The sequence below is a fragment of the Achromobacter spanius genome (assembly GCF_002812705.1).
Taxonomy (GTDB): domain Bacteria; phylum Pseudomonadota; class Gammaproteobacteria; order Burkholderiales; family Burkholderiaceae_B; genus Achromobacter; species Achromobacter spanius.
Window position 1 is genome coordinate 4,133,446 of sequence record NZ_CP025030.1, and the last position, 22,903, is coordinate 4,156,348.

The window sequence follows — 22,903 nt, forward strand, 5'->3', positions numbered from 1 at the left end:
TTACTCACCTTGTTGCCAATCGGCGGCCACCCGCCTCCTTGAACCATGCTGAGCCGTCCTGGACTTTCGATATTGACCTTTATCAACGGAAAATCGGGGACGAAATTCCAGAATCCGCGTTGCCGGTCATGCCACAACCGGGGGGTCTTTAACCGAGCCTGATCGCCAAGGCCGCCAGCGTCAACGCCAGCACCGGCAGCGTCAGCACAATGCCTACCTTGAAGTAGTAGCCCCAAAAGATCCGCGTGCCCTTGCGTTCCAGTACGTGCAGCCACAGCAAGGTAGCCAGACTGCCGATCGGCGTGATCTTCGGCCCCAGATCGCTGCCGATGACGTTGGCGTAGATCATCGCTTCCTTCACCGCGCCGCTTGCCTGGCTGGCATCGATGGATAGCGCGCCGACCAGCACCGTGGGCATGTTGTTCATGATGGACGACAGCAGCGCGGCCATGAACCCGGCGCCAAAGGTCGCAGTCCAGATGCCCTGCTCCGCGAACCGGCTCAGCAAATCCGCCAGATATTGGGTCAGCCCGGCATTGCGCAAGCCATACACCACCAGGTACATGCCCAACGAGAAAACCACGATCTGCCACGGCGCTTCGCGGATCACTTTGCGCGTGCTGATCTTGTGGCCACGGCCGGCCACCAGCAGCAAGATCGCTGCGCCCACGGCTGCCACCACGCTGACCGGCACGCCCAGCGGTTCCAGCCCAAAGAAACCACTCAGCAGCAGCGCAAGCACCGCCCAACCCGACCGGAACGTATTCAGGTCGCGGATGGCCGCGGCGGGCGGCTTCAGTTGGCTTTGGTCATACCGCTGCGGAATGCTCTTTCTGAAGTACAGGTACAACACCGCCAGCGACGCCAGCACGGCCACCACGTTCACCGGCGCCATCACCGCCGCGTAGCGATTGAAGCCGATGTCGAAGAAGTCGGCCGAGACGATGTTCACCAGGTTCGACACGATCAGCGGCAGGCTGGCGGCATCGGCGATGAAGCCCGCCGCCATCACGAATGCCAGTGTTGCCCCGGGCGTGAAGCCCAGGGCCAGCAACATGGCCATCACGATCGGGGTCAGGATGAGCGCGGCGCCGTCGTTGGCAAACAGCGCCGCCACCGCCGCGCCCAGCAGCACGATCAAGGCGAACAAGGCGCGGCCGTTGCCCCTGCCCCACCGCGCCACATGCAGCGCGGCCCATTCAAAGAAGCCGGCCTCGTCCAGCAGCAGGCTGATGATGATGACGGCGATGAACGTGGCCGTGGCGTTCCAGACGATGTTCCACACCACGGGAATGTCCGACACCTGCACCACGCCGACGGCCAAGGCAAGCACCGCGCCCAAGCTGGCGCTCCAGCCGATGCCTAAACCTCGCGGCTGCCAGATGACCAGGATCAGGGTAAGGATGAAGATCGTTATTGCGGCGAACATGCGGACGTCTCGTCAGGCGACTGGGGGGGCACGCCATGTCCGGCATAGGGATGTCCGGATCAACACGGCAGCGGCTTTCGGTCAGGCGGCCCCAGCTTAAAACGGAAATTCCAATATTTCAACAAATATTGTAGTATTCGCAACATGGATAAAAGCACCGCTGTCATCGTCTTCGAATCGCTCGCCTCGGGCGTCCGGCTGGACATCTTCCGGCTGCTCGTGCGGGCCGCGCCTGACGGCTGCGTGGCGGGCCAGATCGCCACCGAACTCAGCTTGCCGCCCACCAATCTGTCGTTCCACTTGAAAGCGCTGACGCAAGCCGGCCTGCTGACGGTTGAACAGGAAGGCCGCTTCATGCGCTACCGCGCCAACACCACGCTGATGTACGGGCTGGTGGACTACCTGACCGCCGAGTGTTGCGCCGGCGTGGCGTGCGCCGAGCGGCCCCAGGATGCGGAGTGCCAGTAATGACGCTGCCCTCCTCTGTTCGCCAGGTGGATGTGGTGATCGTGGGCGCGGGGCAAAGCGCCTTGGCGCTTGCGTATTTCCTGAAGCGCACGTCCCTGGATGTCGTCTTGCTGGATGCCAGCCCGCAACCGGGCGGCGCCTGGCTGAATGGTTGGGACTCGTTGCAGCTGTTTTCTCCCGCGCAATGGAGTTCCTTGCCGGGCTGGCCGATGCCGGCAGTTCCCGGGTATCCCGGCCGAGACCAGGTTGTGGAGTACCTGGCGCGCTATGAAAGCCGTTACGGGTTCAACGTCCACCGCCCCGTGATAGTGAATGCGGTGCGCAGGGAGGAATCCGAATTCGTCGTTGAAACCGACCAGGGCGTATGGCGCAGCCGCGCCGTGGTCAGCGCAACAGGCACCTGGAGCAAGCCCTACGTACCGCTAATTGAGGGCACGTCCGAGTTCCAGGGTACCCAGATCCACTCCGCGCAGTACCGGTCACCGACGCCCTTTGCCGGGCTGCGCGTCCTGGTCGTGGGCGGCGGTAATTCGGGTGCGCAGATTCTGGCCGAGGTGTCCCGCGTGGCGGACACCACCTGGGTCACGCAGACCGAGCCCCTGTTCTTGCCCGATGACGTCGACGGCCGGGTGCTGTTCGAACGGGCCACGGCGCGCTGGCAGGCGTTGCAACAGGGCAAGCAACCGGACGATCTTCCCGGTGGTTTTGGCGACGTCGTCATGGTTGCGCCCGTGCGCGAAGCCCGAGAACGTGGCGTGTTGCACTCGGTGCGGCCTTTCGTGCGCTTTACGCCGCAGGGCGTCGCCTGGCCGGACGGTAGCGCCACCGACGTGGACGCCATCATCTGGTGCACGGGGTTCCGGCCCGCGCTGGACCATCTGGCGCCGTTGGACGTCATCAATGCCGAAGGCCGGGTCCCGCTGGCGGGTACGCAGGCGTCGGCGATGCCGGGCTTGTGGCTGCTTGGGTATGGCGAGTGGACGGGCTTTGCGTCCGCCACGCTGGTCGGCATCATGCGCACCGCCAAATCCACGGCGCTGGAAGTGGCTGCTTATGTTCAGGCTGATCCGCTGGCGCCAAGCCGTGCTGAAGCGCCCACTTCTGAACCTTCCTCGTTTGACTCCCCCTCTTCCATTCCGACCTAACTCCACCTAAATCAACCTGACAGGACACCATGAGCACCGTCACCATCTATCACAACCCCAAGTGCGGCACCTCGCGCAATACCTTGGCGCTGATCCGCAATGCCGGCGTTGAGCCGCAAGTGATCGAATACCTGCAAACCCCGCCCGACCGCGCCACACTGGTTGACCTGATCGCGCGCGCGGGCCTGTCGGTAAGAGACGCCATCCGGCAAAAGGAAACCTCCTACCGGGAACTGGGCCTGGACGATGCATCGCTTACCGACGACGCGCTGATCGACGCCATGCTTGAACACCCCATCCTGATCAACCGCCCCTTCGTCGTGACGGCCAAGGGCGTGCGGCTGTGCCGCCCGTCCGAACTGGTGCTGGACATTCTTGAAGAAGCGCAACGCGGCGCCTTCGTGAAAGAAGACGGCGAAGCGGTGATCGACGAAAACGGACAGCGCGTGCGCTAAGCCCCCGATGGCACACCGCCCGATGTCCCCCCAAGCCGCCTCCCCCGACAAAGCGCATGGTTTGGTGACTGCGCTGGGCATTGGGCAAATCTGTTCGTGGGGCTCGCTGTACTACAGCTTTCCCCTGATCGCTGAGGCCATGGGCGCAGAACTCGGCTGGAGCAAACCCGATCTTTACGGCGCGGCCACGCTGGGGCTGATGCTGGCGGCGCTGGCTGCCTATCCCGTGGGCGTGGCGGTGGATCGCGGTTATGGCCGTTGGGTGATGGGGCTGTCTTCCCTGGCGGCCGGCGGCCTGTTGCTGCTTTGGTCGCAGGTGACGTCGCTGCTGGCGTTCTACGTGCTGGTGGGCGGGATCGGGGCCTTGCAGGCCGCCACGCTGTACGAACCGGCGTTCGCTGTTGTTGCGCGCCGGGTCGGCCCTGGCCATTCACGCGCCGGCATCACCGCGCTGACGTTGTGGGGCGGGTTCGCCAGCACGGTTTTCATTCCGCTGGTGCAATGGCTGTTGAACCATTGGGGTTGGCGCGAGGCGCTGATGGCGCTGGCGGCGGTCAATGTGCTGATCTGTGCCAGCGCCTATCTGCTGTTCATCACGCCCGCGCGTGACGCCAAGCCCGCCAGCGACTTCACGCCGGCGGAAGAGCGCGAACGCAACCGCCTGGCGGTGCGGGATGCGTTGCATCGCCCGGTTTTCTGGGCCTTGCTGGTGTCCTTGACGGCATATGCGGCGATGTTCTCGGCCTTCACCTTCCATATGTATCCCCTGCTGCGCGAACGCGGCATCGATACGGCATCGGTGGTGCAAGCCATTGCGCTGATCGGCCCGGCCCAGGTTGCGGGGCGGATCGTGATCAGCCTGTTCGCGGCGCGGGCCTCGATGCGCGCGGTCGGCACGGCGGTCGTCACGATTTTTCCGCTGGCCTTTGGCGCGCTTGCCTTCCTGCGCGCCGACTTCCTGACCGTGGCGGCGGTGTGCGTGGTGTATGGCGCGGCCAATGGCATTTTCACGATCGTGCGCGGCATGGTGGTACCCGAAATGCTGAGCCGCCACGCCTATGGGGCGATCAATGGCTTGCTGACCGTGCCCATGACCTTTGCCCGAGCCGCCGCGCCGATGGGCGCCGCCGCCTTGTGGGCGGTGGGTTCCTCTTACGACGCGGTGCTGGCCGCCATCGTGGCGGTGGCGGTTGTACTGGCCGCGGGCTTTTGGCTGGCCGCCTGGATCAGCCGCCCCAGGCTTCAATTGATTTGAGTAATTTGAGTAGAGAGTCTTGCAATGACGACGTATTCCTCCCCTTCCAACCCCTCCTCCGCCGAGTGGGACCTGCCCAGCCTGGACGATGCCTTGCTGGATGTGCCCAGCCACGAAAAGCTGGCGCTGGAAAGCGGTGCCACGCACCCGCCGCGCATCCTGCTGCTGTACGGCTCCCTGCGCGAGCGTTCGTATAGCCGCCTGCTGACCGAAGAAGCCGCGCGCATCCTGACGCGGCTGGGCGCGGAAACCCGCATCTTCGACCCGCGTGGCCTGCCGCTGCCCGATGGCGCGCCCGCCGATCATCCCAAGGTGGCGGAATTGCGCGCGCTGTCGCTGTGGTCCGAAGGGCAAGTCTGGTGCAGCCCGGAACGGCACGGCACACTGACCGGCGTGTTCAAGAGCCAGATTGACTGGCTGCCCCTGGAAAGCGGCAGCGTGCGCCCCACGCAAGGCCGCACGCTGGCCGTCATGCAGGTATCGGGCGGGTCGCAATCCTTTAACGCGGTTAACGCCCTGCGCGTGCTGGGCCGATGGATGCGGATGGTGACCATACCCAACCAGTCGTCCGTGGCCAAGGCGTTCCAGGAATTCGACGAGTCCGGGCGCATGAAGCCGTCGTCCTACTACGACCGGGTGGTCGACGTGATGGAAGAGCTAATCAAGTTCACCCTGCTGGTGCGCGACCGCAGCGATTACCTGACCGACCGGTATAGCGAACGCAAGGGCATGGCGCAAGAAGCCGCGCGCCTGGCGCGCGCGGCGATGGACCACGAAACGGTTGCGCCGTAGCCGTTGCGCGGCATGCGGCGGCGCGCGGGTTGGCGCCAGCCGTCCAGGCTTCTTTTGGCTTCACGCGCGAAACCGCCGTCGGCCGGGATCCGGCCTGGGCACCGCCGCGATCAGGTCCCGGGTATAGCCTTCGACAGGCGCCTCGAATATCTGATCGCACTCGCCCTCTTCAATCAGCTCGCCCGCGGCCATGATCGCGACCCGGTCCGCAATGTGCCGGACCACGCCCAGGTCATGCGAAATGAACAGGTAGGTCAAGCCCTTTTCCGCCTGCAGATCGGCCAGCAGGTCCAGGACCTGTGCCTTGACCGACACGTCCAGCGCCGACACGGCTTCGTCCGCGACGATAAAGCGCGGTTCCAGCGCCAATGCACGGGCAATCGCGATGCGCTGGCGCTGTCCGCCTGAAAACTGATGGGGAAAGCGCTTGGCGTGGTCGGATTGCAGGCCGACGCGCGCAAGCAGACCAAGCATCCGCGCGTGCCGTTCCTCCGGTGTGTAGAGATTGTGAATGACCATGCCGTCCATGATCGCTTCGCCCACTGTACGGCGCGGATTCAAGCTGGAGTACGGGTCCTGGAATATCGTTTGCACCTGGCGTCGAAACGACAGCAGGGATGCGCCCGACAGTTGCCGCACGTCATGCCCGGCCAAGCGGATCTTGCCTGTAGAGGGCCGGACCAGGCCCGCGATGCAACGTCCCAGCGTGCTCTTTCCCGAACCGGATTCCCCCACCAGCGCCAGCGTGGTACCAGCCGCGATCGACAGGTTGACGCCGCGCACCGCCTGCACCACCCGAGTCGGCTTGCCCAGGAACGCGCGGGCCACGACGTAGTCCTTCGTGACGCCTTCGGCTTGCAGGATAAGTTCGGTCATCGCGGCGCTCCTTGTACGATGGGGCGGGCAGGCGCAAGGCGCCGCGCGGGGTCGCGAGGCGCGTCCACATTGGGCACCGCCGCCAGCAAGGCTTGGGTATAGGGATGTCGGGGATTATGGAAAATCCGCGCAACGTCGCCCTCCTCGACCACCCTGCCCGCCTGCATGACGACCACCTGATCTGCGATCTCGGCCACCACGCCCAAGTCATGCGTAATGAACAGCACCGCCGCCCCGGTTTCCGCTTGCATGGAGAACAGCAGTTGCAGCACCTGCGCCTGTACGGTGACGTCCAGCGCCGTTGTCGGTTCGTCGGCGATGATCAGTTTGGGCGTGAGCGCGCAGGCGATGGCAATCATGATGCGCTGGCGCATGCCACCCGACAGTTCGTGGGGATATGCTTTTGCGCGCTGCGCCGGGTCGCGGATGCCAACACGGTCCATCAATGCCACCGCGCGGTCCCAGGCCCGCTTGCGACTGATGCCCGCTTCGTGGATGCGCAGCACTTCGGCAATCTGGTCGGCCACACTGCGCCCGGGGTTCAGCGCCGTCATGGGTTCCTGGAACACCATGGCGATGTCCTTGCCGCGCAGCGCGTCCATGTCGGTATCCGAGGCGCGCAACAGGTCGTGGCCGTCAAACCGAAGTTCGTCCGCCGCGACGCGGCCAGGCGGGTCGACCAGCCCCATCAAGGAAAAGCCCGTAACGGATTTGCCTGAGCCCGACTCGCCCACCAGGCAGACGACTTCGCCGCGGTGTACGGTCAGGTCCACTCCCCTGACCGCGGCGACCACACCCTGGGCCGTATCGAAGTTGACGCTCAGGTTGCGAACCGTCAGCAGGGCTTCTTCGGCATCTCGGTTCATCGTTGCAGCTCCGGGTTCAGCACATCTTGCAGCCAGTCGCCCAGCACGTTGACCGCAAGCACGGTAAAGAACAGCGCCAGCGCCGGCACCATTACGGGCCAGGGGTTCGTATACAGATAGTCCTTCAGCGAGCCGACCATCTGCCCCCATGACGGCACCGGCGGCCTGACGCCCAGGCCCAGGAAGCTCAGGCCCGCTTCCAGCAGCATCGCGAACGAAAACGTGAAGGACGCCTGCACCGCGATGATCGAACGCATGTTGGGCAGCACCTCATGCCAGATGATCCAGCCGCTGCCGGCGCCCAGCGAACTGGCGGCCAGCACGTGTTCGCGGGCCCGAATACCGCGCGCCACGCCCCAGGTGACCCGGGCGAACTGCGGCGCGTAGAGCACGCCGATGGTCGCGACCAGTGTGGGCAGATTGCCGCCGATGAACGCCAGCACGACCAGCGCCACGAAAATCTCGGGCAGGGATACAAAGACGTCCACCACGCGGATGGCGGCGGCCTCCGCGCGCCGGCCCAGGAACGCCACGCCCACGCCGGTAGCCACGCCCAGAACGCCCGCCAACACGACGGCGGCGGCTGCCACAGTTAGCGACACGCGAGCGCCGTACACGGCTCGCGACAGCAGGTCGCGTCCCAGTTCATCGGTGCCCAGCCAATGCTTCCACGACGGCGAAGACAGCAGGTTGGCGGCGTCGATCTGATACGGATCAGCCAGGCCCAGCAATGGGCCGAAGGCGGCGCACGCCACCAGTAGGATCAAAAACCCAAGCGCCAGGCGGACGGAAGCGCCACCGGAATACGTTCGTAGCGATGCAATCATGTGGATGGCCTGCGGATGCGGGGGTCAACCAAGCCCTGCGCCAGGTCGATGACCAGGCTGATCAGGATGAAGATGGCAAAAATGGCCAGCAGGCAGCCCTGAATGACGGGGTAGTCGCGCGAAAATGCAGCGCTGACCAGCAAGGAACTCAAGCCAGGCCAGTCGAACAGCGCTTCGATAATGACCGTGCCGCCCAGCAAGTTGCCCGCCCGGATGCCAACAATGGCAATCACGGGCACCAGCGCATTGGGCAGCGCGTGCCGGAAGATGGCCTTGCCGCGCGGCAGCCCTTTGGCGCGGGCCAGCTTGACGTAGTCACGCCCCATCACGTCCGCCAGGCTGGCGCGGGTCATGCGGGCCACGACGCCCATGAAGTTCAAGCCGATGGTCAGGGCCGGCAGGATCAGCGCCAGGCAATGCTGCAGCGGATCGTCGCCGAACGGCACGAAGCCCGACGACGGCAGCCAGCCCAGCCCCAGGCTGAAGACCAGCACCAGCACAATGCCCAGCACGAACACCGGCGCGGAGAATCCAGCCACGGCCAGCACTGATGCCGCCACCCCCGCCAGCCGGCCCCGGGCGCGCGCCGCGATGACCCCCAAGGGCACGCCCAGCAGCACGGCCACCAGCAGGCCGACGCCGATCAATTCAAGGCTGCGTGGAATGCGCCGCGCCAGCTCGTTGGCCACGGGTTCGCCGGTGCGTAGCGACACGCCCAGGTCGCCGTGCGCCAAGGCCCCCGCCCAGTGCGTGAACTGCGTGGCCAGAGGCAGGTCCAGGCCTAGCTGAGCCCGCACGCGGGCCACGGCCTCCGGGTCGCTGCCGGCCTGGTCGCCCAGCATGATGGCAACCGGGTCGCCGGGCAGCAGATGGATGGCGATGAACACCACGCCCGTCGCCAGCGCCAGCGTGATCAGCGCCGAGGACAGCCGTCTTAGCAGGAAAGGCAGCATGCCGATGCGCTCAGTTCAGCCACATGGTGGGCAGCGAAATACCCGGGCTGCTTTCGCTCAGCGCTCCGCCCAATTGCGTGTACCCGCGCACCTTGCGCAGATAGCCTTGCGCCTGTTCACGCCAGTTGACGAAGGCCCAGGGGCTGGTCTCCAGAATGCGTTTTTCCACTTGTGCATAGACCGGTTGGCGCGCCTTCGGGTCCGTCAACGCGCGGCCTTCGGCCAGCAGTTTTTCCAGTTCGGGGTCACGGTAGCCGATGGGTTTGGCCCAGTAGCTGGAATCGCCGCCCAAGTAATAGGCATAGGCGTCGGGGTCGGGCAGTTTGACCGACACGCCGTAGATCATGGATTCATAATCGCCGCGATTCTTGCGTTCCACCAAGGTGGCCCACTCCACCGGTTCCAGCTTCAGGTTGATGCCGGCTTCCTTCAGGTTGGCCTGCACCACTTGCGCCATGGTCGTGTAGATGCCCAAGCCTTGGAACACCACCATCGAGGCATCGAGCCCGTTGGGGTAGCCGGCCTCGGCCAGCAGCGCCCGCGCCTGCTTGACGTCGCGCTTGTAGGTGCCGTCCAGCGTCTTGTTGTAGTACGGCGAGTCCGTGGAAGTCGGGGCGCCGTAGATGGGCTGGCCATGACCGAAGAAGGCGGCCTTGGACACGGCCTCGCGGTCGATGGCGTAGGACACCGCGCGCCGCACGCGGGCGTCGTCGAACGGCTTTTTGCTGGTGTTGAACCAGACGCTCATGAAGGCCCCGCCCGCCATGTCGATCTTCATGCCGGCGTTGCGCCGCAAGACGTCGATGTCCTTCCAGGGCACGAAATCAATCATGTCCAGTGATCCGCTGCGCAGCGCATTGACGCGGGCATCGTCACTTTTGATCATGCGGAAATCTACGGCGTCCAGATACGGTTGTCCGGCCACAAAGTAAGCGGGATTGCGGGCCAGGCTGGCGCGCACGGCGGGTTCGTAGGCCTTGAGCTGGAATGGGCCGGTGCCGTTGGCGGCAAGCTTCAGGTTGGCGCCGCCTTCCACCCACTTGCGCGACACGATGGCCGCCTCGGGCAAGGCCAGCACGCCCAGCAACGTGGCGTCGGCCGACGGCTTTTCAACCTTGATGGTGGCCGGGTCCACAACCGTGACGGTCATGCCCAGCAGGTTGGCGCGCAGCGTGGCGCCGGTGGCCGGGTCCAGGATGCGGTCCAGCGAATACTTCACGTCGTCAGCAGTGACCGGCGTGCCGTCCTGGAATTTCACGTTCGGGCGCAAGTGGAAGATGATGCTGCGCGCATCGGGCTGTTCCCAGCGTTCGGCCAGACGCGGCACGACGGCGCCGGTCTTGTCGTAGCCCGCCAAGGGGCTGTATAGCGATTCGATCAATACCTTCCACGCGCTGCCGCCGTAGACGTGCGGATCCAGAGACACCACTTCGGAGACCGTGCCGTAGCGCAGCGTGCCGCCCTGCTTCGGCGTGTCGGCGGCATGCGCTCCGGCCGTGAAGGCCACCAGCGCGCAAGCGCCCAGGCGCAGCGCCATCCGGCGCCAGGTTTGTTGCATCGTCATTGTTTTCCCCTTGCTCATGATGGTTCGGTTTGCCGGATGCGTGTCCTGGTCAGGGCAGCGCCTCGACCAGCCGATCTATTTCACTGGAATCGTTGTAATAGGACGGCGAGATACGCAGGTTGCCGCCGCGCACCGCCAGGTCGACGCCGGCTTCGCGCAGCCGCATCGACAGGTCTTGGGCATCGTGGCCCGCGTGCTTGAACGACAGATTGCCGGATGCCTCGCCCGGCGCGCGTGAACTGACGATCTGATAGCCTTTTTTCTGCAAGGCCTGGCTGGCGTAGTCGGTCAGTTCCAGGATGTGCGCTTCAATGCGTGCCGGCGTCAACGCCAGTTGAATACGGACCGCGGCGTCCAGGCCCCAGATACCGGTGAAATTCGCCAACGCTTCTTCGAAACGGCCGGCATTGGGCCGATATTCCAGCAGGTAATGCATGTGGTCTTCAGTGCTGTCCACGCTGTGATAGCCCACGCTGGGTGGGTCCAGCAGGCCCAGCACGCTCTTGCGGCAGTAGAAGTAGCCGGTGCCGATCGGCGCCAACATCCATTTGTGCCCCCCCACCGCCAGGAAGTGGATGCCCAGCCTTTCCACATCCAGTTCCAGGGAACCGGCCCACTGGATGGCGTCCAGGTTCAGGTATACGCCGCGTTCGTGGCACAGGTTGGACGTGGCCTCCAGGTCTTGCCGAAAACCGTTTGAAAACTGCACCGCGCTGATCGAGACCAGCCGCGTGCGGTCGTCCATGAGATTGCGGATGTCATCGACGAGGATGCGGCCATTGCGGTTCTTGACCCAGCGTATCGTTACGCCGCGTGCCGCCAGTTTCATCCAGCAGTACACATTCGAGGGGTATTCGATATCGGCAAGGATAAGGTTGTCGCCGTCGCGCCACGGAAAGCCGTTGGCCACGTTGACCAGCCCTTCGGTGGTGTTCTTCACATAGGCGATTTCGTCTCGATGAGCGCCGATCAGGCGACCGATGCGTGCCTTGATGGTTTCTTCGGCAAAACGGCACCAGTCGGGATAGGCATTGCGCCCGTTGTCGCGCACGTCCTCCATGAAACGGTTCACGGCGGCAACCACCGGCAGGCTTAACGCGCCGATCGATGCGTTGTTCAGATACGCCCGCCGCTGCTTGATGGGAAACGCTTGCCCGACGTTGCTCCAGTCAAGTTGCTCGATGCCGTTGCGGTCGTCGGGAAAAAGGGAAGCGGGTCCGCCCAGGGAAACCGCGTTAGCTAGGTTGTTCACGCCGTGCCTCTTTCATTGAAGGTGGGATGATCCTAAGATTGCCGGAATCCATGCGTCAATTTCGTTTGCGGTATTGATGCATGCGCTTTTGTAATGGGTTGGGCGTCACGCGACCGCCCGGCCCTATGGAAAGCGCCGGCAGACGGGCTTGCCGTGCGCGTGTGTGTTGTCCCTACTTCCGGGTTTCTCCCTATGCGATTGAACCGTCTGCAAGCGTTGCGCGCTGTCCTGGAAACCGGAAGCGTGACCGAGGCCGCGCGCCGTATCCACCGAACCCAGCCCCAGATCAGCCGCCTGATTTCGGCGCTGGAAGAAGAAGTGGGGTTTTCGCTGTTTCTGCGCCAGGGACGCGGCCTGATTCCCACTCAGGAGTGCCTGCGTTTCTACGACGGCACCCGGCATATCCTGGCGGGTTTTGAAGAGGTGTCTCGCATTGCCGATTCCATCCGCAATCAGCAGGACGCCTGGCTGCGCATCCTGACACAGCCCTACTTCGCCTATAGCGTCACGCCCAGCGCCATCGCGGAGTTCTCGCGCAGCCATCCGCGTGTTCGGATATCGCTGGAGGTGCGCTCGCGCGTGGATGTGGGGTTGTGGATGTCGGGCCAGCAATTCGACCTGGGCCTGGCGGCGTTGCCCATTGATTTTCCGGGCATTCGCTCGCGCCAGTTCGCCGACGTGCGGCTGGTGATCGCCATGCCGGAAGGCCACCGACTGGCCGCCAAGGCCGTGCTGACGCCGGAAGACATCAAGGACGAGCCTTTCATTGCGCTGCGCCCGTTCACCCTGCTGCGTCAGCGCACCGACGATCTGATGGAGAAGCATCGCTTGCCCTTGCGCTTGGTCATGGAGACCTCATCGGGTCAATCCGCGTGCCAGCTCGCGGCGTTGGGCGTGGGGATTGCGTTGGCCGACCCGATTCTGGCGGCCAACGTGCCGGGCATTGTGCTGCGGGACTTTGAACCCCGGCTGAGCATTCCCTACGGATTTTTGCTGCCCAGCAGTTATGCGCCGTCGGAACAAGCGCGCGAATTCGCGCGCCTGTTTGTCCGCATTGTCAAAGAGACAGCTCCAGATAGAGTGCAACTGGTCGCGTCGCCGCCCGTGGACGACGACGACGGGCTGCTGGGGTGAAGCCGTCGGGTTGAAGCCGCTGACTTCCACCCGACGCCGCTGCCCGCGGCCCAAGCCTTCTTAATCAATCGCCGCGCCCGCGGTTTTCACGACCTTGCCCAGGCGGGTGTATTCCTCGGCGCCAAAGTCCTTCAGCGTTTGGCGCGTGGTGGGCGACGGGATCGCGCCGCGCGACTCCAGCGTCTTCTTCACGTCGGGCCGTTGCAGCGCCTTGTTGACGGCGGCGTTCAGCTTGTCCAGCACCTCAGGCGGGGTGCCCTTCGGGGCGTACAGGCCGTCCCAGGCGAAGAACTCGTAGCCCTTCACACCCGCTTCGTTCATCGTGGGAATGTCGGGATTGGACGCCACGCGCTCGGGCGTGGTCACGGCCAGCGCGCGCAGTTTGCCGGCGGCGATCTGGCCCGACACGTTGGGCATGACGTCGATCAGGAACGAGATGCGCCCGCCCAGCAGGTCGGTCATGGCCGCGCCGCCGCCCTTGTACGGGATGTGCATCACCTTGATGCCCGCCATCTGGTTCAGCAATTCACAGGCCAGATGCGACGACGTGCCATTGCCCGCCGAGCCGCAGGTCAGTTCGCCAGGGTGCGATTTGGCGTAGGCCAGCAGTTGGTCCAGCGATTTGAAGCGGTCGTCGGTACCGTTCACGACCAAGGCGGCAGCGATGACGGTAAAGCGCGAGATCGGCTCGAAGTCGCTGGGCGCGTAACCCGGGGATTTATACAGCCAGTGGTTGGTGGCCTGCGTACCGTTGGTGCCGTATGACAGCGTGTAGCCGTCGGGATTGGCGCGCGCCGCGATGGACGTGCCGATGTTGCCGCCCGCGCCGGGGCGGTTTTCCACGATGATGGATTGGCCCAGTTCGCGCGACAAGGGCTCGGCCACCAGCCGCGCCAGCGTGTCGCCGCCGCCGCCCGCCGCGAACGGCACCACAAGCGTGATTGCGTGGGTGGGCCAGGCGGCTTGTTGCGCCAGCACCGTGGCGGATGGCAGGGCTGCACAGGCGGCGGCCGCCAGGCAAATCAAGGTCTTGGAAAATTTCATGCTTGTCTCCTGTGGGGATTGTGCGCGCGCCCGCTTGGGTTTTGGATGTATCGGGCGCGTGTTTTCTTGCGAGCGTTGAAGTGAAATCTGGGCCTGTTGTGTAGCGGGAAGTATTTGGGGGATGCCTCAGACGAAGCGGCAACTCACCGACCCAAGCGGGCCGTAGTCCACATGGAAGGTGTCGCCGGCCTGGGCAAAAACGGGCCGCGTGAACGAGCCGCTAAGAATGATCTGGCCCGCTTCCAGCGCCACGTCGTGTTCCGCCAGCTTGTTGGCCAGCCACACGACGCCGTTGGCGGGGTGATTCAGCACGCCCGCCGCCAGGCCGGTTTCCTCGATGACGGCGTTGCGCGACATCATGGCGCCGACCCAGCGCAAGTCCATGTCGCCCACGCGCACGGGGCGCCCGCCCATCACCACGCCCGCGTTGGCGGCGTTGTCGGCGATGGTGTCAAACACCTTGCGCGGGCGCTTGGACTCGGGGTCGATCTGGTGCGAGCGCGCATCGATGATCTCAAGCGCCGGAATCACGTAGCGCACGGCGTCCAACACGTCGAAGAGCGTCACGCCGGGGCCTTGCAGTGGGCGGTCCAGGATGAAGGCCAGTTCCACTTCCACGCGCGGCACGATGAAGCGGTCACGCGGGATCTCGGCGCCGTCGGCAAACAGCATGTCGTCCAGCAGCGCGCCGTAGTCGGGCTCGTCAATCTGTGACGACAACTGCATGGCGCGCGAGGTCAGGCCAATCTTGTGACCCACCAGGCGGCGGCCCGACGCAATCTTGTGCGCCACCCAGGCGCGCTGGATGGCGTAGGCGTCGGCGATCGTGATGTCGGGGTGGTCCAGCGAAAGCTGCCGCACCTGGGTGCGGCGCTGCTCGGCCTCGTCCAGCCGCAGCGCCAGTGTTTTTATGGTGGTGGCGTCCATTGATGTCTCCTTGGGGGTGCTTTGTTTGTGCTTTGTTTGTGCTTTTCAGTGTTGTTTGCGTGGGCGTTGCCGATTACTCGGGCGGCAGATGGCGGCGGCTGCTTTTGTCGGCCAGGCGCCAGCCGTCCGGCGTGGCGACAAGCACGTCACGGCATTCGCGGATGGATACCAGGCGGGGCGCCCCACCCTGCTCTTGCGGCACGCTGTCGTACGCCGTCAGGAAGTAGCCGACCGTGGCGCGTGCCGGGGTGCGCTCGGGGTCGCTCGCTTGCTCGACCGCCTCCAGCCGCAGGTTGGTAATGACATGGCAAGTGCTGCGCTCGGGAGCCCGGGCGTTCAGCGCGGCCAGCACTTCTTGCGGGCCGCATAGCCGCTTTCCCTGGCGCATCCACACGCCCTCAGGCGCCATCAGCACGGCGGCGGCATCGTGTCGCCGGGTGTCCAGCGCATGAAAAAACGTCAAGACCACCGCTTCGCAAGCGGCCTTGATCTCTATGGCCTGCATGGCTTCTGAAGCATGTTCCATATTGTGTCGCGCTCCCTTATCCGATTTGGGCGTTGGCCAGCGGCACGTCTGGCTGCTGTAGTAACGCCGGGTCCACCACCGCGCGTTGCGCGATCCATTTCCGCAGTTGGCGCAAGTCCCGGGCAGCATTGACCGCCACGCCGGCCACGACGCGGCCGCTGGCGTCCAGCGCCACCGACAGCAAGACACGCGCGTCGGCCTGCGGGCGCAGCACTTCGCTGGCCGCCAACGCCGGAAAGCCCACGATCTGCACCATGGCGTCGTACTGCTCGGACCAGACCGCGCCGCTGGGCAGATACGGCGCCGTCTCGCCCAGCGCACACAGCGCGGCGGCCGTGCCCTGGTCTTGCGCGTTCTGCCAGGATTCCAATCGCACCGGGCCACCCGCATCGGCGTGCACCGACACGGCCACGTCGCCCGCGGCGTAGACATCCGGCGCCGACGTGCGGCAATACTCATCGACCAGCACACCGCGCTGGCAGGCTATGCCCGCCTCGCGCGCCAGTGCGTCGTTGGCTTGTAGCCCCACGCCCAGCACCACGGCGTGCGCCGCGATGCGGGTGCCGTCAGCCAGCTCGGCCACGGGACGCCCGTCTGCTTGCGCATGGACCGCAAGCAGGCTGGCGCCCAGCATGAGGTTCACGCCGGCTTGTGCATGCATCGCGGCCAGGTACGCGGAAACGCCCGGCAGTACGCTGCGGGCGCATAGCCGTGGGGCCTGTTCCAGCACGGTGACCTGGGTGCCGGCCTGGCGCGCGGTGGCGGCCACTTCCAGCCCGATCCATCCGCCGCCCACAATCAGCACGTGCTTGTCCGGCCCCAACTGGGCGCGCAGACGCAGCGCGTCGTCGCGGGTGCGCAGCACGTAAACACCGGCATGGTTGATGCCCGGCAACGGTGGCACGACCGGTCGCCCACCCATGCACAGAATCAGCTTGTCGTAGGCAATTGAGGCGCCGTCGGACGTGTCCACCTGCTTGTCGGCCAGCCGTAAGCGCGTGGCGGCCACGCCGGGCTGGAACGCCACGTTCAGCGCCGCCAGCCGCTCGGCCGAAAACAGTTCGGTGCTTTCGGCGGGCGCGTGCCCGCCCAGCACGGCCTTGCTCAAGGGCGGACGTTCATAGGGCGCGTGCGGCTCGTCGCCCAGCAGCACCACACGGCCGGCGTAGCCGCGTTCGCGCAGGGTGGCGGCGGCCCAACCGCCCGCCTGCCCCGCGCCCACGATGACGATCGCGTCCGAGTTCACGCGGCTTCTGCCTTCAGGTAGATGGTGTCGGCCTCGACCCGCACCTCGTAGCGGCGCAGGTCGGTGGTAACGGGCGGGCATTGCGGCTTGCCGGTACGGATGTCGAACACGCCCTGGTGCAGCGGGCATTCGATGGTGCCGTCTTCCAGGTAGCCGTCTGCCAGGCTGGCGTTGCCGTGCGGGCAGCGATCCTGGGTGGCACAGATGTCGTCGGGCAGCTTGTACAGGCAGACGGCCTCGCCTTCATGCACGACGCGCAGCGTGCCGGTGTCGGGCGAAATGTCCGCCACCAGCGCAACGGGTTTCCAGGTCTCCATGATTACAACCCCATCGCCTTGCGGTAATAGTCATAGAACGACCGGATCAGCACCTCGGTCACCATGTAGTCGGCCGGTTCGGTGTCGCGCCCGCCCATTTCCACGATGCCGCGCGCCTCGGGGTAGCCCGTGACGCCGATCTGCACCTGGTTCAGCATTTCGCTGTCGTCCATCGACACAAAGCCGGCCGGCCCCAGCAGGTTGGCGTGTTTCAGGCGCAGCCGGGTCATTTCCTCGTCGTCGTCCTCGTAGCCGTAATAAGTAAAGACCAGCTCGTGCTCGGTCGGGCTGCGCGGAATGACATGGCGCGTCTTTAGCGAATTGGCCTGGATGCCGAATTGCGCGGCCGGAAACACCCAGGCACCGCCCACGCGGCCCCGGTTGAACTCGGCGCGCGGGGTCACGGTTTCCAGGTCCAGCAGTTCCAGGTCGTCGCGGAACCGGCTCATTTCCGTGGTGGCCTCGGTCTTCTTCTTGCCTTCGTTGTGCGACACCATGACGCTGTGCGCGCCGCCACCCGTGGGAATGCATTCCGACTTGGAATCCGCGCGCCACAGCCCGAAGGTGATGTAGAAGGTGTGCAGCAAGGTGGCGTGGTACGGGTCTTTCAGGTTTTCCAGGTACATCTTCCAGTTGCTGGGAATCAACTGGCGGCTGTAGCCCAACAGCTTGAGCGGCTTGCCCGGCAACATGTGGTCAATTTCGGCCAGCACTTCCGGGCCGCAATAGTCTTCAAAGCTGGGCGCGTCTTCGGAGAACGTGGCCCAGATGGAGCCGCCCCGGTTCACGGTGCGCAGCTTGCGGATGCCGTTCTGCTTGGGGTCGAAGTCGCGCGGCATGCCGCCCTTGCCCATGGCGCCGCGCCGGAACGGCACGCCTTGCAGGTTGCCGTGCAGGTCGTAGTTCCATTGGTGATACGGGCAGGTGAAATCGGTGACGCGGCCGGTGTTCTGCCAGCAGATCTGCGCGCCGCGATGCGCGCAGCGGTTTTCCAGCACGTTCACGTCGCCCGTTTCGGTGCGCACCATGATGACCGGGCGGTTGCCGATCCAGTTGCGCTTGTAGCTGCCGGTTTCGGGCACTTCGCATTCCAGGCCCACGTAGTTCCAGGTCTGGCCGGCGAAGAATACGTCCATTTCCTTCTGGAAGATGGCGGGGTCGGTGTAGACCCAGTTGGGGATGCGCGTGTAGCCCTCTTTGGGCCAGCGGCGTTCAAGATGGATGGGGGCCGCGGCGGGCGTGTCCAGCACGGCGGAATCGGAACAGGTCATGGCTTTTCCTTCAAGCAAATTCAGATGGGCACGATCAGCGACGTGCGCACGCGGTAGTTGTCGTACACGCAGTCGCGGCGGCTGATGGCCAGGCCTTCGGGGGTGACGCGCAGCACGTCCAGGTAGCGGCCCACCATGTTCAGGCTGGGCTCGCGGTCGGAAAGCGACTCCATGATGGCGAAGTTGGCTTGCGACACGATGTGGTCGCCCTGCACTTCCATCACACGCACGCCGCTGATGAAGTGGCGCAGCGAACGCGGTTCAAACATGGTGGTTTCGCGCAGCGCGGTCACGCGGTCGCGCACCATGTTCTTGTTCATGCAATAGATCAGGCCCAGCGGCAGGCCCGCGTCGTGGTTCTCGCGGGACAGCACGCGGTAGTGGCAGTCTTCGGTGAAGAAGTCAGGCCATTCTTCAAGCCGCCCCTCGTCCAGGCAAAAGGCGTAGTCGTCGTAGAAGTCACGCAGTTGCGCGCGCAGGGCCGGGGCGTCGGTCAGGTCGGTCAGGGTCATGAGGAATCCGGAGTGTGTTTCGGGGGAAGGCGCGGCGTGCTTCAGGTCGCGGCCGCCAATTGCGCACGGTTGCTTTCAAAGCCACTCTGGCTGCCCAGCGCCAGAATGGGTTCCTGCATGCGCTCCTGCCAGATCAGCGATTCCATGGCGATTTGCAGCGGGTGGTCTTGCACCGTCAGCGCGGACGTGGTTTCGGTGCCGGAATGGTGCGAGTGCATGGCCCAGCCGGGCGCGGACAGGATCAGGTCACCTGCCTTCCAGTCCAGCCGCACGCCGTTGACCTTGCTGTAGCCGTTGCCGCGCAGGTAATAGTTGATGGCCGACGAGCTGTGTCGGTGCGGCACGTGGTGGTTGTCCGGCGGCGACGACGAAATGGTGGCGAAGAAGCTGTGGGTGGTGCCGATGCGGCGTTCGGTGGCCGGGTTGTACAGCACGAACAGGCGGCGTCCGTTGTAGCCGCGCGCCATGTCTTCCACGGTGGGCAGGTAGCGCGACACCGCCTGCCAGGGCCAATGCAGCGCCTTGGATTCCAGCACGTCAATGTCGATCAGCCATTCGTAGCCCATCAGCCACGCGCCCTCGGGTGTGATCTGTTCGCGCAGCGCCAGGTCGCGCGATCGCGCGGCGTCGGGCGCGCGCGGCGGCACGGGCTTCGTGTTGGCATCGGCCGGCGGCACGTTGCCGTCAAACTCTTCCACGTAGTGGATTTCCAGCTTTTCCAGCAAGGGCGCGTTCGAGTACGACAAGCGCACCCACGGCGTCTTGCCGTCATTGCGGTACGAATGCACCTGCATGGCGGGGGTATTCCAGACGTCCCAATGCCCCACGCGGATATCGCGGCCGGCCACGGTCGCCACGCCCTCGCCGCTGATACAGATCTCCAGCATGTTGGAGTTCTTGCGCAGGTTGTAGGTGCGTTCGCCGGGGTTGACCACGTTGATGGTCACGTCGGTACCCGGGGCCAGACCCAGCCCGGGCGCGGCGGCCTCGGGGTGCGTGATGAGCGAGGCGCGGCGGCCGTTGTCGGGCCGGGGCGCGTCAATCAACCGTTCGATTTCCAGATCGATGTCCTCTTTCGGGATCACGATCGACGGCCATTTGTTTTGTTCGCGGGGGCTGGCCCCGCTGACGTCGACGAACATGCTTGTCTCCTCTTGCTTCCGGCGCTTGCCGAATGTCTTGTTGAACGTTGTTTGGGCTCAGGGATCTGTCTTCAGACTTCAGGGCTGCGACAGCAGCAGGTTTTCGCGGGTCTGCGGCGGCAGTTCCACCCCCAGCCCGTGGTCGCGTGCGTGCTCGTACACCACGCGCGCCATCGCCAGGTCAGACAGGCCCATGCCCATGCCCTTGAAGATCGTCAGCCGGGCGCCATCAGGACGTGATTCGCCGGCCGCCAGCAATTGGCCCAACACCGACACGCCCTGCCACGGCGCGCCGTCCGATCCGTATTGCTCGCGCAGTTCACGCGAGCCCTTGCGGGCGTTTTCCAGGTCGTCCACCACCACGCGGTCGGTCAGGCTGAACACGTCTTGCGCGAATTCGGCCTTGGCGGGCAGGATGGCGCCCACCGCGTTCAAGTGCCGGCAGTCGGCCAGCATGGCCGCGTCCACGAAAGGCTCGACCGCGCGCGTGATCAGCGTGACGATCTCGGCGCCCGCCAGCGCGTGTTCCAGGCTGGGGGATGCCTGGATATCGAAGCCATACTTGCCGGCCACGCTGGCCACGAAGGCCTGGCGCTTTTCGGGCGTGGGGCTATAGACGCGCACCTGGCGCAAGGGGCGCACCGCCGCCAGCGCTGCCAGTTGCGTGACCGCTTGCGGGCCGGTGCCGATCAGCGCGGCGCGGGTGGCGTCGGCCGGCGCCAGGGTGCGCGTGGCCACGCCGCTGATCGCCGCCGTGCGCAACATGCCCAGCGCGCGCGCTTCGATAATGGCGCGCAGCGTGCCCGTTGCCGCATCAAACAGGCTGAACAGCGAGCCGCCGCCCGCCTTGGTGTGCACCCAGGTCTTGAACCCGGCGTAACCGGCCGGACCCGTCTGCACGGAACCCAATGCATGCATTGAGCTGCCGTCGCCCCAGGTGGCCAGCGTCTTGGGCAGGTTGCGCGCTTCTTCGCGCGCCTGCGCCACCAGCATGTCTTGCAGCGCGTCGATGGCGCGATGGATGTTCAGCACCGAGACTACGTCCCGTTCCGTCAGATACCGCAGCGCATCAGCCATGCGCGTCTCCTTGTTGGCAGGCGGGTTCGTCCGCCACCGTATTGACCAGCGTGCCGATGCCGGGGATGTCCACTTCCAGCGTGTCGCCCGCCACCATGAAGCGCGGCGGCTTGCGGCTGGAGCCCACGCCTTCGGGGGTGCCGGTGGCGATGATGTCGCCCGGCGACAGCGGTGTGAACGCGCTGATGTAGGCGATGAGTTCGGGAATGGGAAAGATCAGGTCGGACACCTGGCCGTGCTGCATCCGTTCGCCATTCAGGCGTGACATGACTTCCAGGCGGGACGGGTCGCCTACTTCGTCAGCGGTGACCAGCCACGGACCGATGGCGCCGCTGCGTTCGAAGTTCTTGCCGGGCGTGACCTGCGCGTTGTGCTTTTGAAAGTCGCGCACCGAGTTTTCGGCCATGCAGGTGTAGCCCGCCACGTGCGATAGCGCGTCTTCGGCCGCAATGTGGCGCCCGCCCCGGCCGATCACCACCGCCAGTTCGCCTTCGTAGTCGAAGCGGTCGGATGCGCGCGGTTTCCACACGGGTTCGCGATGGCCCACCACGCTATCGGCAAAGCGGACAAACATGGACGGATGCGCCGGCAGGTCGCGGCCGGCTTCGGCTACGTGCCGCCCGTAGTTCAAGCCCACGCACAGGATCTTGCCCGGCGCGGGCACGGGGGGCAGCCATTGCAGACCGGCCAAGGGCCTACAGGGCATCCCGTCGGCCTGGGCCGCGCCAGCGATCTCGTCCAGGCCCGCTTCCAAGCCGGCGATGACGTCGGGCCAGACGTGGGTCAACACCACGACGTCGGTGTCTCGCACGACGCCCCAGGCGTTGCGCCCGGCCTCCAAGAAGCTGATGAGCTTCATTCTTGTCTCCTGTGCATGCGGCCATAAAGCATGCAGCCATCGATTCCGTTGCATGCATTCGAGGGCTTATTTGCCATCTGACCGCTGTTTTTCCGAATTATTGCATGCAATTTTGACGAATCGCAAGACCCACAACGTTTTTTATTGGCCAATTGCATGCAATTTTCTAGGTACACTGGAGCCCCTTTCCGACACGTTTCAGTCGACGCCCCGCTATGGCCGCACAAATCGATAAAGTGATTTCCGAACTTCGGGACATGGTGCTTTCGGGCGCTTTGCAACCCGGAGAACGGGTCGTGGAACTCCAGTTTTCGGCGCGCCTGGGCGTGTCGCGCACGCCGCTGCGCATTGCGCTGACCGAACTTGAAAAGGAAGGCCTGCTGGAACGCCTGCCGTCGCGCGGGTTCCGGGTGCGGGCGTTCACGGTGGATGAAATCGGCGATGCGGTTGATGTGCGTGGCGTGCTGGAAGGCATGGCGGCGCGTCTGCTGGCCGAACGCGGCGCCTCGCCCGAGGTGCTGGAACAACTGTCGCAGGCAGTGGAAGAAGGACGCACGCTGTTGGCGCCCGCGCGCCGTGATCCCAACACCACGGTGGACGCGCGCGCCTGGGGCCAGATCAACCGCCGGTTTCACGAAATTCTGTGCGAAGCGGCCGGCAACCGCGCCCTGCTGTCCGCGCTGGAACACAACAACAAGACGCCGTTGGCGGGGCCCGCGGCGCTGACGCTGCCGTCCACCCCTTCCCTGCTGGAAACGCCCTTTGTGCTGCGGGCACAGGCCGATCACGAAGACCTGTTGCGTGCCATCACCCGGCGCGAAGCCGTGCGCGCTGAAAACCTGATGCGCGAACACGCTTACCGCAGCCGCGAAAACAAGCGCGTGTTGCTGGAATCGCTGCGCGGCACGATCTCGGCGCAACCGCTGTTGGCGGATCACAGCGCCTAGCCACCACGCGTTAAGCGTG

24 protein-coding genes are annotated in these 22,903 nt (G+C 65.1%); 7 read left to right on the plus strand and 17 right to left on the minus strand.

The window, feature by feature from the left end; translation table 11 throughout:
- Positions 1-148: 148 nt before the first annotated feature.
- On the minus strand, positions 149-1,429 hold the full coding sequence (locus CVS48_RS18595) for an arsenic transporter (RefSeq protein ID WP_100855725.1): 1,281 nt from the start codon (positions 1,427-1,429) through the stop codon (positions 149-151).
- 144 nt (positions 1,430-1,573) lie between these two features.
- Between CVS48_RS18595 and CVS48_RS18600 the strand changes: the two genes are divergently transcribed.
- Genes CVS48_RS18600 through arsH form a run of 5 tightly spaced genes read left to right on the plus strand, consistent with a single transcriptional unit; the run spans position 1,574 to position 5,544 of the window.
- Positions 1,574-1,897, plus strand: coding sequence for an ArsR/SmtB family transcription factor (locus CVS48_RS18600; RefSeq protein ID WP_100855726.1), 324 nt, complete (start codon positions 1,574-1,576; stop codon positions 1,895-1,897).
- On the plus strand, positions 1,897-3,042 hold the full coding sequence (locus CVS48_RS18605; protein WP_100855727.1) for an ArsO family NAD(P)H-dependent flavin-containing monooxygenase: 1,146 nt from the start codon (positions 1,897-1,899) through the stop codon (positions 3,040-3,042). The genes CVS48_RS18600 and CVS48_RS18605 overlap by 1 nt, the downstream gene beginning before the upstream one ends.
- Positions 3,043-3,071: 29 nt before the next feature.
- The gene (gene arsC, locus CVS48_RS18610; RefSeq protein ID WP_100855728.1) at positions 3,072-3,497 is read left to right on the plus strand and encodes an arsenate reductase (glutaredoxin); all 426 of its coding nucleotides are present in this window, start codon (positions 3,072-3,074) and stop codon (positions 3,495-3,497) included.
- A gap of 22 nt (positions 3,498-3,519) precedes the next feature.
- Complete coding sequence (locus CVS48_RS18615) at positions 3,520-4,752, plus strand: MFS transporter (RefSeq protein WP_242001229.1); 1,233 nt, start codon at positions 3,520-3,522, stop codon at positions 4,750-4,752.
- Between the two features lie 24 nt (positions 4,753-4,776).
- Positions 4,777-5,544, plus strand: coding sequence for an arsenical resistance protein ArsH (gene arsH, locus CVS48_RS18620; RefSeq protein ID WP_100855730.1), 768 nt, complete (start codon positions 4,777-4,779; stop codon positions 5,542-5,544).
- Positions 5,545-5,604: 60 nt separating this feature from the next.
- On the opposite strand, the gene CVS48_RS18625 is transcribed toward arsH, so the two are convergent.
- The 6 genes from CVS48_RS18625 to CVS48_RS18650 are packed head-to-tail and all read right to left on the minus strand — an operon-like array spanning position 5,605 to position 11,882.
- Entirely contained in the window at positions 5,605-6,420 is an 816-nt protein-coding gene (locus tag CVS48_RS18625; protein WP_100855731.1) for an ATP-binding cassette domain-containing protein, read from the minus strand.
- Entirely contained in the window at positions 6,417-7,286 is an 870-nt protein-coding gene (locus CVS48_RS18630) for an ABC transporter ATP-binding protein (RefSeq protein ID WP_100855732.1), read from the minus strand. The genes CVS48_RS18625 and CVS48_RS18630 overlap by 4 nt, the downstream gene beginning before the upstream one ends.
- A complete protein-coding gene (locus tag CVS48_RS18635) occupies positions 7,283-8,113 on the minus strand; it encodes an ABC transporter permease (RefSeq protein WP_100855733.1) in 831 nt (276 codons plus the stop codon). Before CVS48_RS18635 ends, CVS48_RS18630 begins: the two co-directional genes overlap by 4 nt.
- Complete coding sequence (locus tag CVS48_RS18640) at positions 8,110-9,066, minus strand: ABC transporter permease (RefSeq protein WP_100855734.1); 957 nt, start codon at positions 9,064-9,066, stop codon at positions 8,110-8,112. Before CVS48_RS18640 ends, CVS48_RS18635 begins: the two co-directional genes overlap by 4 nt.
- 10 nt (positions 9,067-9,076) lie before the next feature.
- A complete protein-coding gene (locus tag CVS48_RS18645; protein WP_100855735.1) occupies positions 9,077-10,630 on the minus strand; it encodes an ABC transporter substrate-binding protein in 1,554 nt (517 codons plus the stop codon).
- Positions 10,631-10,679: 49 nt separating this feature from the next.
- Positions 10,680-11,882 carry an aminotransferase class V-fold PLP-dependent enzyme gene (locus CVS48_RS18650; RefSeq protein WP_100855736.1) on the minus strand — a complete coding sequence of 401 codons (1,203 nt, stop codon included), beginning with the start codon at positions 11,880-11,882 and terminating at the stop codon, positions 10,680-10,682.
- Between the two features lie 192 nt (positions 11,883-12,074).
- On the opposite strand from CVS48_RS18650, the gene CVS48_RS18655 reads away from it, so the two are divergent.
- Positions 12,075-13,016, plus strand: coding sequence for a LysR family transcriptional regulator (locus CVS48_RS18655; protein ID WP_100855737.1), 942 nt, complete (start codon positions 12,075-12,077; stop codon positions 13,014-13,016).
- A gap of 60 nt (positions 13,017-13,076) precedes the next feature.
- On the opposite strand, the gene CVS48_RS18660 is transcribed toward CVS48_RS18655, so the two are convergent.
- The 10 genes from CVS48_RS18660 to CVS48_RS18705 form a co-directional block, all read right to left on the minus strand.
- Positions 13,077-14,060, minus strand: coding sequence for a Bug family tripartite tricarboxylate transporter substrate binding protein (locus CVS48_RS18660; protein WP_100855738.1), 984 nt, complete (start codon positions 14,058-14,060; stop codon positions 13,077-13,079).
- Between the two features lie 126 nt (positions 14,061-14,186).
- Positions 14,187-14,987 carry a 2-oxo-hept-4-ene-1,7-dioate hydratase gene (gene hpaH / locus CVS48_RS18665; RefSeq protein WP_100855739.1) on the minus strand — a complete coding sequence of 267 codons (801 nt, stop codon included), beginning with the start codon at positions 14,985-14,987 and terminating at the stop codon, positions 14,187-14,189.
- Between the two features lie 73 nt (positions 14,988-15,060).
- Positions 15,061-15,513 (minus strand): nuclear transport factor 2 family protein, encoded by a 453-nt coding sequence (locus CVS48_RS18670; protein WP_100855740.1) that lies wholly within the window; start codon positions 15,511-15,513, stop codon positions 15,061-15,063.
- 16 nt (positions 15,514-15,529) lie between these two features.
- Positions 15,530-16,759 (minus strand): NAD(P)/FAD-dependent oxidoreductase, encoded by a 1,230-nt coding sequence (locus tag CVS48_RS18675; RefSeq protein WP_100855741.1) that lies wholly within the window; start codon positions 16,757-16,759, stop codon positions 15,530-15,532.
- A complete protein-coding gene (locus CVS48_RS18680; protein ID WP_100855742.1) occupies positions 16,756-17,076 on the minus strand; it encodes a non-heme iron oxygenase ferredoxin subunit in 321 nt (106 codons plus the stop codon). Before CVS48_RS18680 ends, CVS48_RS18675 begins: the two co-directional genes overlap by 4 nt.
- Before the next feature lie 2 nt (positions 17,077-17,078).
- On the minus strand, positions 17,079-18,347 hold the full coding sequence (locus CVS48_RS18685; RefSeq protein WP_100855743.1) for an aromatic ring-hydroxylating dioxygenase subunit alpha: 1,269 nt from the start codon (positions 18,345-18,347) through the stop codon (positions 17,079-17,081).
- A gap of 20 nt (positions 18,348-18,367) precedes the next feature.
- Complete coding sequence (locus CVS48_RS18690; protein WP_100855744.1) at positions 18,368-18,859, minus strand: aromatic-ring-hydroxylating dioxygenase subunit beta; 492 nt, start codon at positions 18,857-18,859, stop codon at positions 18,368-18,370.
- 41 nt (positions 18,860-18,900) lie between these two features.
- Positions 18,901-20,001 (minus strand): cupin domain-containing protein, encoded by a 1,101-nt coding sequence (locus CVS48_RS18695; RefSeq protein ID WP_100855745.1) that lies wholly within the window; start codon positions 19,999-20,001, stop codon positions 18,901-18,903.
- Between the two features lie 78 nt (positions 20,002-20,079).
- Positions 20,080-21,078 carry an ornithine cyclodeaminase family protein gene (locus CVS48_RS18700; protein ID WP_100855746.1) on the minus strand — a complete coding sequence of 333 codons (999 nt, stop codon included), beginning with the start codon at positions 21,076-21,078 and terminating at the stop codon, positions 20,080-20,082.
- The gene (locus CVS48_RS18705) at positions 21,071-21,937 is read right to left on the minus strand and encodes a fumarylacetoacetate hydrolase family protein (RefSeq protein WP_100855747.1); all 867 of its coding nucleotides are present in this window, start codon (positions 21,935-21,937) and stop codon (positions 21,071-21,073) included. The genes CVS48_RS18700 and CVS48_RS18705 overlap by 8 nt, the downstream gene beginning before the upstream one ends.
- A 215-nt stretch (positions 21,938-22,152) precedes the next feature.
- Here CVS48_RS18705 and CVS48_RS18710 point away from each other — a divergent pair, with 215 nt between their 5' ends.
- On the plus strand, positions 22,153-22,884 hold the full coding sequence (locus tag CVS48_RS18710; RefSeq protein WP_100855748.1) for a GntR family transcriptional regulator: 732 nt from the start codon (positions 22,153-22,155) through the stop codon (positions 22,882-22,884).
- Positions 22,885-22,903: the final 19 nt, after the last annotated feature.